At 52.8% G+C, this 13,055-nt stretch carries 7 protein-coding genes; 5 read left to right on the top strand and 2 right to left on the bottom strand.

The window, feature by feature from the left end:
* Nucleotides 1-346: 346 nt before the first annotated feature.
* Together SH302x_RS25135 and SH302x_RS25130 are read right to left on the bottom strand one after the other, a co-directional pair.
* Entirely contained in the window at nucleotides 347-931 is a 585-nt protein-coding gene (locus SH302x_RS25135; protein WP_479365716.1) for a response regulator transcription factor, read from the bottom strand.
* Nucleotides 932-1,105: 174 nt separating this feature from the next.
* A complete protein-coding gene (locus tag SH302x_RS25130) occupies nucleotides 1,106-1,621 on the bottom strand; it encodes a hypothetical protein (RefSeq protein WP_479365715.1) in 516 nt (171 codons plus the stop codon).
* A 282-nt stretch (nucleotides 1,622-1,903) separates the two neighbouring features.
* Between SH302x_RS25130 and SH302x_RS25125 the strand changes: the two genes are divergently transcribed.
* The 5 genes from SH302x_RS25125 to SH302x_RS25105 all read left to right on the top strand — a co-directional run bounded on the left by SH302x_RS25125 (nucleotide 1,904) and on the right by SH302x_RS25105 (nucleotide 13,038).
* Complete coding sequence (locus SH302x_RS25125; RefSeq protein WP_479365714.1) at nucleotides 1,904-3,961, top strand: multiheme c-type cytochrome; 2,058 nt, start codon at nucleotides 1,904-1,906, stop codon at nucleotides 3,959-3,961.
* A gap of 16 nt (nucleotides 3,962-3,977) precedes the next feature.
* On the top strand, nucleotides 3,978-6,413 hold the full coding sequence (locus tag SH302x_RS25120) for a hypothetical protein (RefSeq protein WP_479365713.1): 2,436 nt from the start codon (nucleotides 3,978-3,980) through the stop codon (nucleotides 6,411-6,413).
* A gap of 15 nt (nucleotides 6,414-6,428) precedes the next feature.
* On the top strand, nucleotides 6,429-7,691 hold the full coding sequence (locus SH302x_RS25115) for a putative sugar nucleotidyl transferase (RefSeq protein WP_479365712.1): 1,263 nt from the start codon (nucleotides 6,429-6,431) through the stop codon (nucleotides 7,689-7,691).
* Entirely contained in the window at nucleotides 7,685-8,884 is a 1,200-nt protein-coding gene (locus SH302x_RS25110; RefSeq protein ID WP_479365711.1) for a putative sulfate/molybdate transporter, read from the top strand. Before SH302x_RS25115 ends, SH302x_RS25110 begins: the two co-directional genes overlap by 7 nt.
* Nucleotides 8,885-8,997: 113 nt before the next feature.
* Nucleotides 8,998-13,038, top strand: coding sequence for a HEAT repeat domain-containing protein (locus tag SH302x_RS25105; protein ID WP_479365710.1), 4,041 nt, complete (start codon nucleotides 8,998-9,000; stop codon nucleotides 13,036-13,038).
* Nucleotides 13,039-13,055: the final 17 nt, after the last annotated feature.

The following is a 13,055-nucleotide window of genomic DNA, read 5'->3' as shown; positions in this document are numbered from 1 at the left end:
GACACGTTACGTCACGATGCAGAGGTGCCGGAGTCCTTTCCTATACTAAATTCGGTCACTTGGATTTTGCCGAATAGTTCAATCCTAACGATTCGTGAACTTTTGCGGCAGATCAAATTGGTCCATAAGCATTGGTAGCTTGAAATACCAAATTCGGCAACCCGAGGAACTTGGGGGATTTGCTGGTTTCTTTGTTTCTATAAAAAAATGGTAGCTCAAAGGACACTACCCGGGCCGAAAACGGCAGACCCGATTTTTTCCTTTGTCTCCTAGCCAGCGTCCATCGTGCAAGGCTGGCTAGCGATCCGTCCAACCTGATGCGGCCAGCGTCTCTGTTTGAGAACGCCTAAGGAGCGCGTTTCCGAAGTTTTCGCTGCAAAGAACGGCGGTGAATACCCAGTCTGCGGGCCGCTTCTGAGATGTTGTTGTTGCAATCGGCCAGCACGCGGTGGATATGCTCCCATTCGGCTTGAGCCAATGTGGGGACAGGAATCGATTCTTCCTCTTCCACAAAATTGCAGTCCACATCGCTCCGCGAAAATGCCAACAAAATGTCGTCCGCATCTGCTGGCTTTGGCAAAAAATTAAGTGCTCCGAGCTTCACTGCGTCTATGGCAGTGGCGATTGAGCCAAAGCCCGACAGGATCAAAATCTTGACATCCGGTCGAATAGCTTTCAATTGAGGAATCAACGTCAAGCCCGATCTTCCAGGCATTCGCAAATCAACCACTGCTAGATCCGTCGGATGATTGCGATAAACAGAGATGGCTTCGTCACAAGTGCCGGCCACACTGACGTGAAAACCACGTTCCTCGAAGGCTTCCGCCAGTCGATCCCGTAAGATAAAGCTATCATCTACCAGCATTATGCTGGTAGGAGTCGCCTCAGTCGTCTTGCCGGTCCTGTCCATTACAAACTCTTGCGTGTGCATCTTGTCAATTTCGCCATTGTACCAGGAAAATCGCTGTTGCAGTTCTCGCCACGTTCGATGTCCAAACGCCGCTGCCAGGCGACGCTATCACGAAGTCTGCTCGCGAATCAAACTATTGTAGACGCACTTGCCCGCCGCGTCACATACGTAGGCAACCATAGAGCTCGAGGATTGCTAAAAAAGTCCAGTAAAGAATTCTGCAATTCCCGACAACAAGCTGACAATGGTGTCAGTGACCGTCTCGCTTGTACCCATCCGTTCGCCCCAACCGGGCATCACCAATAGGGCGACGACAATACCGATCAAGGCCACAGCAACCACCACGGGGTCATAGCTCATGCGTTGTTCGCCGCATTTGGAGGAACTGCTTCGCGAAGCTCGCTGTATTCTCTTCATCTTCGGATCGTCGCCTTCCGATAGGCTCAGGCACAGGGTCGCAAGACCATTTTCCTTTTGGCAAGGCTTATCCACGACTGTTTGCCACTTGTTTCCTTGATGCCAAACAATTGCCTTGGTGTTAAGTCGCACGCGGCCGATAGCACTGCTGGGCAGCGAGACAGTGATCGCTTGCCAACTAATGTCGACAATGTTTACCGGATAAGATCGCCAGCCGATATGTAGCTCACCGGCGGCTTGCCGAGCGGGCAAACGAATGGCGTAAGGCTGTGCACGATCGGTTGTTTGAGTCATTGTGGTGTTCTCCGACTCAATTCTTTAGTCAAACTCTATCGATTGTGGAGAATAACGGTTGTTCAATCGCTGAATTCAAAGATCTCCTAGTTGAGTTTGCGGACTGGGCTGCGGTTGACGGTCTTTCCGGATGGTTCGACTGGGCGGTTCGAATCAGTTGTTCTTAGAAGTCTGCATTTACAGCCTGTGTGGGTCGATTCCATTAATTGAACTGTAACGCTTGAGGGCTCGCATGCCTTTCAACCGCATGCACAGCCGAACTTGTGGAATGTAGTCAATGGAATGACAACTTTGCTTCCTGATGAACGACGAATGAGTGGGCACGGAATCATCACTCGAGTACTAGTTTTTGTACTGGTGGTGTCGCTGCACGCGCTGTCTCTCCAAGCACAAGTACCCGGAATCTGCGTGGACACCGATCCCCGCGTGATCGAGCGCATATCACAAGCGGTCCAGTGGGAGAACTCACGCTCCTACATCGACGTCGTCCGCGGCCAGCCCGCTGGCTTTCAAATGCAGGGCAATGATTCGGACAGCCTTCTGAGCGGTGATTTGCTGGGGCCAACCGGAAACGCAAATGTGGCCTTAGACGATCCATTAAGCGGTATGGGGCCTGATCGCGCGTTGGAAGCTCAGCGCGCCGCACGCCAAGCGGAAGAGAAATCGTATCTCGATCAAAATGGCGTCGACCCACACGCCGAAGCCTTTGCGAACACTATGTACCCATCAGCGGTTACTTGTGCGAAGTGCCATAAGAAGATCTATGACGAATGGCGAGGGTCAGCACATGCCTATGCTGGTATCTCGCCCATGTTTCATCGATTCGAGCAAGCCGTCAATGATATTGTGCGTGGCACTGTGGGCACGTTTTGTCTGCGCTGCCATGCACCGGTCGCCACGCAGCTAAAAGTCCCTCGCCACGCATCGTTGTTGGAAGGGCCGATTGTGCTTCGCGAAGGAGTAACCTGTGTCGCTTGCCATCGAGTGGTCGAAAGATACGGCCGCGTTAATGGGGAGCGTCGCATCGAGCCCGGCTCGCCCTATGACCCTACCGTTGGCAATTTGGGTGGCGACGGCGTCAATGAAGTAATTGCGAACTCGGATAAGTATAAAGTTCGAACGGATCCCAACGACAAGCGTCCTGCACAAGATATCCACCGTGGTGCTATCCAATTCGAGCAGCTCAGCGATAGCTCGTTCTGCGCGGGTTGCCATCAAGTGGTCGTCCAACCAGGGATTGCCTTGGAGATTGTCTATCAGCAATACCGCGCTGGGCCTGCTTGCGCCAAAGGCATCTCATGCCAAGATTGCCACATGGGGATCGTCCCTGGCAAACCATTAGGGTATGAGTACGGCGCGGCAGCGGAAATGAGCGGCAAGGTGTTGCGGACCGACCGCAAGCATGCAAACCATTTGTTTCATGGCCCGTCCTATCCCATCTCACACCCAGGCATTTTTCCACACAATGAAAAATCGCTTCGCTGGAAACCGTCTGACTTAATCGCTTTCGATTGGCGCAGTCCTTGGGGAACCGATGAGTACGAAAAAGCGATCGCTGCGAATCAGATTCAAGGCCACTTTCCAAAGGTCTGGGAAAACAGCCAAGAGCGACGCGATGCACGCAAAGTCATCGATGAAAACTTACAACTAATTGCCGCCAAACGCGCCAATGCAACGGCGACGCTTGAACTCAGTTCCAGTCTGCAGGGCCCATTTTTCAAATCGGCTTTACAGCGGGGGCAGGATCTAAAGTTTGAGTACATCGTAAGCAACACCAGCGAAGGCCATAACATGCCCAGTGGGTCCTTGGGTGCTCAACCTCAGCTTTGGTTGAACGTGGTTCTGGTTGGCCCAGATGGTTCACGAATCTTTGAATCAGGGGACTTGGACAGCTACGGAGACTTGCGCGATGTTCAATCGCTGGATGTACGGCAGCGGCTGGTGAAGCCAGACCTGCAGCTCGCAAACTACCAGACCAAGTTTCTGGTGACCAATGTAAAAGGCACCGAACGCGAGTTCTTTTTTCCGATTCCCGTCGACATTGATCCCCTGCCCTTTTTTCGGCCAGGTATCGTCCCCTACACCGTACTCAATCACCCACCACTGGCACGCATGGAAGCCCACAGTATCGCGCCACTGGATTCACGTCGCGAAAAATATCGCGTACCAGGTGAACTGCTTCAAATGCCAGGTCGCTATCGGTTGAGCGCTCGGTTACGCAGCCGCGTCGAGCCACCCTACTTCGCACGCCTCGTAGGTTTGCCAGATGATTCACTGCGCATGCTCAGCGAACGCATGCTGGATGCTCATGGCCAGTCCTTTGAATTCATCATTCGTTAATTAGATAACAAGCAACGTGTTTTTTCCTGTCATCCATCAGCGACTTCCAATACCCAAAAATGCGTTACAACGCATGCGAGGTTGGTTCTCCCTGCGCTTATGGTTGCTGGCTCTTGTATGTGTCCCCACGCTGGCTACGGCTCAAGAGTCATCGAAGTCGATAGGAAAGCATCAGAAGCCTCCTCGCAACACTTTGAGCTTACCCAAGGTCGCTGTCTCAGAAGATCGCGGTCATGTAAAACCCAAGACGTTGCCCAGCGAAAAGCCCGTCATGCGATTATCGAGTTCGATTCTGGCTGACGACGATGATCTACTACTGCCTGAATCGGACGCAAGCGGTACTCCCTTGACTTTCGACGATGTAGAATCGGTGACACCAGTGCCCGTTCAGCCCAATGATCGCTTTGATGCCAACTGGCTCAAGGACAGCGGCGAAAGGTTACCACCCAAACGCGATGTCTACCCTTTGGAGAACCGAAACGATCGGAAGCCGCCCGAACCAACGCCAGCCAAACCCCGCGGCAGTTCACCCTCGTTGCCATCAGAGCTGAAACCCTTGCGACCGGACGTTGTTCCTTCGCCCGTGCTGCCCGGCAATCCATCGTATCCAAACGAATTGCTCGAACAATCTGTTGCGCCGCAGCGAAATCCGGACGCCGCAATGGTTATGCCTTATGCCGCTGACCCTCTTGGCTTGGATAGCATGCTGCTGACGACACCTCGTCCGCAAGACTGGGATGGCTTTCAGACACTGTTGCCTAACTTATCACAACGTTTGAATACCTTGCCAACTTCTGCTCCGCTACATGGAGCACCGCTCGAGCAAGGGTTCTTTAGCGAGGATGTCAGTCCTTACATGACGCCTGCGCATAGCGGAACTTTTCCAAGTTTACTTTCGCAACCTGGTATCCAGCCCGCACCCTATTGCCCACCGCAAGGAGTTGAGGTGCCTCGTGCAGGCAATGGCACGTTACGCATGAGAATTCACGAGCGTTTACATCCTCCGCAAACGCCAGTCGCATCGCCCCTGGGCCAATCATTCGTCGCTCCGATGCCAGCAGATCAATGCAATACGTCGACCGGTCAACCTTACTACGCGGAGGATTTCGCACCGGTGTTTGTCCCGCAAGCGCCCGCCAACCCGGCGCAAGACTTGGAGACTTACTATGGAAAAAAATGCGTGCCTACACAGCGACCGCTGGTCGAACTTTGGCGACCTTTCTATGGCGATGGCATCTTCTCGCCTGCGATCCCCGTATTCAGCGATGTCAATCCGCTGACACCTCAGTTCCTGTTATATGGTGACTATCGTGCTGGGGTAGGAGTGCATCGCGACAATGGTCAAGCAGTAAGGTCGGTAGCCAACCGATTAGCATTGGACATGGACTTGCGATTAACGGGTACCGAACGCATTCATGCTTTTATGGCTCCGCTGGACAACAATGGACAGTTTACCCGTTTGGATTTTTCGGACTCACGCAACGTACGCTTTGAGCGAGAAATGGATGCTCAGTTTGAAACGGCCTTCTTTGAAGGAGACTTAGGAGCGATTTTTGGCGGCCTCACAGGACAAGATGCACCATTTGATTTGCCGATCGCGGCAGGCTTGATGCCGTTACTGTATCAAAATGGTATCTGGATGGAAGATATCGTGGCCGGTGTCGCTATCTCGTTACCTTGGCGGCATTCACGAGCGTTGAACTGGGCGAATTACGACGCTACGTTCTTTGCGCTTTTCGACCAGATCACTTCTCCCGCATTTGATAATAATAACGGGGCTGCGCAAGCCTTCGGGACAGCGTGGTTCATTGAGGCTTACGACGGTTACATCGAAGCGGATTACGCTTATCTAGTTGATACGTTTGATAATAATCGCTCGTACCACAATACAGCTTTGGCTTACACGCGACGCTACTTCGAGCGATTGTCCAATTCTGTGCGTGTAATTAACAATGTTGGGCAAAGCGATTCTCCGCTGGATCGCAGTGCCGATGGAACGTTGCTGTTGATTGAGAATAACTGGTTGACGGCCAATGCCAACACTGTCGTTCCTTACGCCAACTTCTTTTACGGATTCCATCGCCCGCAATCGGTGGCACGAGCGGCGGCGGCTGGTGGAATCTTGCGTAATACGGGCATCTTGTTTGAAACAGATAACCTGACCGGTTATCCTACGTTGGACGCAACCGGCAACAACAGCTACGGCGGGGCTCTTGGGCTAAACACGTTTGCTTCGGACTATCGCAAGCAGTTTGTGGTTGAATTTGCAGCGTTGGATACTTATGGGGACCCTCGCTTGAGCACGGCTGCCGGACCACAATATGGTTTGGGCGGCAGATACCAGCAGGCTTTGAACAATTGGACGCTGATACGGCTGGATGCAATGGTTGGTTGGCGCGATAATGATTCCGACATCTACGGAACGCGGGCCGAATGGCGCTGGAAATTCTAAAGAGAAACAACATACATGCCTATTTTAGTATTTGAAGACAGCACCTGCGAAGCACTCGCCCCGATTAGCACTGGTCGATTGACCGCGCAAATCTCTTGTGGGTCATTGCGATTACTTGATTTGCTCGACGGACTCTCCGAGCCGCTGTATGGTATCTGTCGTCCCTACTTAAAAGAGTTGCAGACGGCGGATGTTGCGCAGCTTAAGCAATCGTCGAGCGATGCGACCGTTCCTTTGATGCTCAGCGGTCGAATTGTTCCTTCGCAAGCGAATCGTAAAGCCATTGAAGCTTTGCTGAAATCCGCGACTAGCGCGGCTGCTTCAACGAGCCCGGCTGGCAAAGCGTCACCCCAAGTCGTGATGGACCGCGAGACGATTATGGCGATTGTCAATCCACCATGGTCACTAGATAAACTGCTGCGTGGTGGCTACGAAGATCTCGGCGAAAAGTTGCGAGAGGCGCGGACCTTTGCGCCTGCCGCAGAAAAGCTCGTGGGCTTTGAGTTACCGCACGAGGTGGTCGCTCAAAACATGAAGATCATCAACGATAATTTGGCTTATCGCATTTCCAACTCGTCGTACGAACAGTTGCAGGATGGAGTCTTTGTGGCTCCGGATGTAAAACTGGGCGGCTATCTCACGTTCGACAGTTCGGCTGGTCCGATTGTCTTGGAGGCGGGCGTTTCTGTTGGAGCTTACACGCTGTTGCGAGGGCCGTTGCACATCGGTGCAAAATCCAAAATCCTGGAACACTCTGCGATTAAAGACTGCGTTTCGCTGGGGCACACGACCAAGATTGGCGGCGAAGTGGAAGCGGCTGTCGTCGAACCTTTTTCCAACAAACAGCACCATGGATTTTTAGGGCATAGCTATTTAGGCAGTTGGATAAACTTAGGCGCAGGAACTTGCAACAGCGATTTGAAAAACACGTATGGCTTGGTCAATATGGAGTATCCTGTGGGCAAAGCAGCCACGGGCATGCAGTTCTTGGGCTGCATCATGGGAGATTATTCCAAGACGGCAATCAACACAGGCATCTTTACCGGCAAAGTCATCGGTGTATGCAGCATGATGTATGGCTTCGTTACCAGTAACGTGCCTAGCTTTGTGAATTACGCTAGGCTCTTTGGGCAAGTCGAATCAATCCCCCCGGAAGTGATGATTGCAACGCAGCAACGCGTCTTCGCGCGCCGCAACGTTCCCCAGCGTGCGATAGACATCCAGTTGATCAATGATATGTACGCTTTAACGCGAGCCGAGCGCCCTGTGGAATGCTAAACACGTTTTCCAACTTAAGGGCCGCGCTGTCGAACGCGATGCGACAGGCGAAGTGGAATCGCAATGAAGTTGCCGGTTCGCTAGGAGACTTGGGGACTTTTCTACCCTTGCTTGTCGGCATGTCCGTTCAAAATGGGTTGAATTTTGCATCCGCGTTGTTCTTTGCGGGCCTGTTCAACATAGTCACGGGATTAGCTTTCACGATTCCGATGGCCGTCCAGCCCATGAAGGCGATTGCCGCTGTCGCCCTAACGGAAGGTCTCACCACAGCCCAGATCTTGGCCGCCGGAGCGAGCGTAAGTCTATTTATCTTGATACTTGGCCTCACAGGTTGGGTGGATTGGTTGAATCGCTGTGTCCCCAAAAGCGTGGTCCGGGGACTGCAATTGGCCCTTGGACTTTCGCTGTTGATGAAGGGGCTGCAAATGGTCGCTGGCACGAATCAATGGATCGGGGCCGATAGCTATTTGACCGGTGGGCTTGCGGCGCTGGTCGTGCTATCGCTCTTCTTCTCGCGAAAGATTCCGGCTGCTTTAGTGCTCTTTGTGGTTGGCATAGCGTTGGCGCTTTGGATTCGCCCCGAAGTGCTGGGGGAATTGGGAATTGGACTTACCTTTCCGCAGTGGACGCCGCCCGCATGGACCGATTTTGTTACGGCCTTTCCAAAAGCGACTTTGCCACAACTTCCCCTGACTACCTTGAACTCCGTGATAGCCGTGTGTGCGTTATCGGCCGATTTGTTTCCCGACCGCAAAGCTGAACCACGGAAAGTCGCTGTGTCGGTGGGGATGATGAATTTAGTCGCTTGTTGGTTCGGTGGGATGCCAATGTGCCATGGAGCCGGAGGTTTAGCTGGCCAATACCGTTTCGGAGCTCGCACTAACGGTTCGATCTTAATGTTGGGTTGCGCAAAGATCTTCTTAGCTGTCTTTTTCGGCGCTTCTTTGATGGCACTATGCCTTGCGTTCCCAGTAAGCGTGCTGGGAGTATTGCTTGCTTTTGCGGGCATGGAATTGTCTCTGGTGTGTCGCGATCAAAGCAGTCGCAGCGACGCTTTTGTCATGTTGATTACCGCGGGCGTGTGCATGGGTTTAAGCAACATCGCGTTGGGGTTTGTTGTTGGACTGGTGATTGCTTGGTGTCTGAGGTGGGGGATCTTTCAAGTGGAAGAATCAGCCACGAAAGCCCCTTAACGCCGCCATGCGCGGGGCAGACTGAGGTTGACCTTGGTCGATTGGTTTTGCTAATGACACCCCAAGAAGGTGCTCTTAGTTCATTTACCAACGTATTTGTGTGGTAGCTCGTGATGATTCAACGGATTCAGTACGCCAATTTTGCTTGTCGTTATCTTTGGCTGTGCGTTTTGACTGTCGTGCTTGCAACACCAGGCCAATGGTTGCATGGTCAGCGATATGACAATTCGAAAGTCACGACGGTGGCCTTTCAGAGTCCAGTGAATAACAACGGTGGTGGGCAACCGCCCGCGGACTGGATTTGGTTTGCAGGCGTCCAGCAAGGGCGTGTGCCGCAGGGCGAAGTATACTTTCGCAAGTCAATTCAATTGCCCAAAGTCCCGGTTGCGAGGATTCAAATTGCTTGCGATGACGCGTATGAGGTCTTTTTAAATGGACGGCGAGTCGGGACCGGGTCGGGGACACAGACCATGTCCACTCACGAATGTGCTCCGCTGGTCATTGCTGGCGACAATATCATCGCCGTACGAGCATCGAATCGCTACGGTGCAACGGCTGGCTTGTACGCTCGGTTCTTTGTTCAATTAGCCGATGGGCAATGGCGTGGCATGGGGACTTCCGAAACGTGGAAATGTACGAATCGATTGGAAGCCGGTTGGCAGCTTAACAATTTTGACGACAGCAAATGGCCGACGGCGCGATCGACAAAATCGACCGGCGCTGCTGGGCCATCCAAAGAGGTCGCGGTCGCCACACCCGAACAAAATCGCGTAGAGGTGGATTCCAGTGGAACAACCTCCCCGGCCGCTCAATCGAGCAACCGTAGCCCCGCCGTCCCCGCTCAGCTTGCATCGACCAAGACCGCAAACGCTCCAACGATGACCAAATCGGGGGTAGATCTTACGTCTCGATTTAAAACACGGCCGGGATTTGTTGTCGAACGGGTGGTGGATGAAATCGATTGTGGCAGCGTGATCGCTATTTCCTTTAACGAGTTCGGTCACATCATTGCATCGAAGGAGAATGGTCCGCTGCTGTTGATCTATGAATCGGGCACTGACAAAAAAGTGCAACGTATTCGCACTTACTGCGACCTGGTTAAAAACGTGCAAGGGATTCTGCCACTCAATGGCGATGTCTACGTGACAGGCGAAGGCCCTGAGGGCAGCGGACTGTATCGATTGATCGATTCAGATCGCGACGGCTTGTTAGAAAGCGCAGAGAAGATTTTCTCGGTCAAAGGTACACCTGGTGAACACGGTGCGCATCAGTTGGCCCTTGGTCCTGATGGCATGCTGTATGTCGTGATGGGAAATCACGTACAAGTCGATGCACCGATCAGCAAGACCAGTCCTTATCGATTTACTTATGAAGGTGACTTGGTTCGTCCCCGCCGCGAAGATCCCAGTGGCCATGCCGCAGGCATGAAAGCTCCTGGTGGAACGGTCGTACGCGTAGATTTGCGTACCAAAGATATCGATCTCGTCGCTGGTGGGTTACGCAATGCTTACGATCTGGCATTCCATCCAACGCAAGGGTTGTATGTTCAAGACAGTGACATGGAAGCGGACATTGGTACGACTTGGCATCGTACGACAAACCTTTTCCGAGTGACCGAAGGTGGCGAATATGGCTGGCGAAGTGGATGGGCAGCGTGGCCAGACTACTACATCGATCGCTTGCCCGCGTTGGCTGAAACAGGACGTGGTTCGCCGACGGGCGCGGTCTTCTACGATCACTACCAGTATCCAGCCGAATTTCATGAGCAACTTTTCGTCGGCGATTGGGCTCAAGGCAGGATTGTTCAGATCAACGTCACGCCCAATGCGGACGGATCGCTCAAGCCTGCCAAAGAGTTTGTGTCGGGCACACCGATGAATGTGACTGACCTCGATGTTGGCCCTGATGGTTCCTTGTACTTCTCCACCGGTGGACGTGGAACTGGCGGCGGCATCTATCGTGTGCGCTGGACTGGTGAGCCGATGTTGTCCGAGTCGCAGTTGGGGCAAGGTATATCCAAGGCCATTCGTCAGCCGCAACTCAATTCAGCGTGGGGACGTCAAGCGGTCGCGATGCAGAAGCGAGAGTTGGGTGAGCAATGGAATGACCTTATCGCGGGAGTGGCATTTTCGCCTGACAACCCGGCTCGTTATCGCTTGCGAGCACTTGATTTGATGCAACTGGTTGGCCCCGTCCCGAGTGTTGATTTGTTGATCGATCTTTCACGAACGCCCAATGAGGGATTGCGCGCGAAAGTTGCGGAGCAATTAGCGTTTCATGCGGAAGAGAGTCGAGCTGTCGAACGGTTGAAGGCATTGCTGCGTGATAGCAGCAAGGTGGTTCAAAAGCGTGCGGCGGAAGCTTTGATTCGAACGGACTCCAGTTGTGGGGTGGATGATTTATTGCCGCTGCTCAAGAGCACGGACCGCGAACTCCAGTACGTTGCACGGCGCTTGCTGCTGCGATTACCCAAAGAGCAATGGTCCGAACGTTTGATTAACGACGAAAACCCGCAAGTGCTGATTAACGGAGCGATGGCTTCTATCATCAGCGAGCCTAGTCCAGAGAACGCGGACAAGATTCTCAATCGATTGCATGGCCTGCTGGATCAGTATCTCAGCGACGAGGCGTTTGTGAATTTATTGCGAGTCTATCAAGTAGTCTTACATTTGGCGCCCGCTTCAGCCGAGCAGGTTCAGCGCGTGGCTGATTTAGTCGATCGTGAGTTTCCCGCTGGCGAGCCGGTGTTGAATCGAGAGTTGGTGCGATTAGCGGCCTTTTCCAAGACCGCCAGTATCATTGATCGGTCCATCGACTTTGTGACCAGCAAAGCCCCGCTGCCAGAACGTGTCCATGTAGCGATGTACGTTTGCTCGTACAACAAAACGTGGAATGATGCTCAGCGAACCAAGTTACTAGAGTTTTTTGAAGATGCGACTAAGGCCAAAGGTGGTAGTAGTTACGAACTGTATATCATGCAAACCTGCCAAGAGCTTGGTCAACACATGAGCCAGGAGGAAGCGGTCGCTTTTCTGAAGAAGGGTGAGACTTATCCGAATGCTGCATTGGCCGGATTGCCTATGTTGCCAGAACAGTTGACTGTAGAGCTATTCGAAGATCTAGTGCGACTGGATATTCGCATCGATAAAGGCGGCTTTGAAGATGATATATTTAAGCGACTGAAAACAGGTATCACAGCCATATTGGCTCGAAGCGGTGACGAGCGATCGATGCGGTATTTGCGACAGGTCTGGCGACGTAGCCCTGACCGACGTGCCACCGTGGCGTTAGCTTTGGCACAGAATCCCGAAGGCGAGAACTGGGACTATGTGGTCCGCTCGCTAGGTGTGCTTGAATCGTATGCGACCGCAGAAGTGCTAAGTAAACTGGCGACGGTACCGTTTGCAACCGATGATCCAGAAGCTCTGCGGCAAACCATTTTGCATGGCTTGAAATTGCAGATGGAGCGGCAGTCGGCTAAGCCAGCACTCGATCTTTTGACCTATTGGGTTGGCGAGGATATGGCTGCCGGTGAATCGACTCCACAAGAGCAACTGTCTGCTTGGCAAAACTGGTTTCAGATCAAGTATCCCGACAAACCGGATCCAATATTGCCAAAGGCTGATGAATCCAAATGGTCCATCGACGACTTGGAAATGTATTTTGCAAGTGATCAAGGAAACGCTGGTTCCGCAGTGGCTGGTAAGGATGTGTACGTCAAGGCACAGTGTGCTGCGTGCCATCGTTTCGATGGATCGGGAACGCAGCTTGGGCCTGACCTCACCACGGTCGCTGCACGGTTCACGCGTCGAGAAACTTTGGAGTCGATCCTGTACCCATCGCACATCATCAGCGACCAGTACGCAGCCACGAAAGTGTTGACTCGGGATGGGGCTGTTCACACGGGACTTGCCAGTGAAGATGAAGATGGAAACATTCGTCTGGTTACGGCGGCGGGCGAGGAAAAAACAATTCAGGCAGACTTGGTTGAAGAAACGCTGATTGCCAAGACTTCGTTGATGCCATCAGGGTTGCTGGACCAACTGACACAACCTCAGATTCGTGATCTATTGGCGTATATGAAACTGCTGCCCGAGCAAGGCGAAAGCGCGGGACAGGTGGCTCGCCAGACCGACCAGTCGATAGAGCGATAATGATGGGCTGAAACTGA

This window comes from Njordella calcicola (assembly GCF_056494125.1).
The sequence above is the reverse complement of the archived record's forward strand: the minus strand, read 5'-3'. Positions and strand labels throughout refer to the sequence as shown.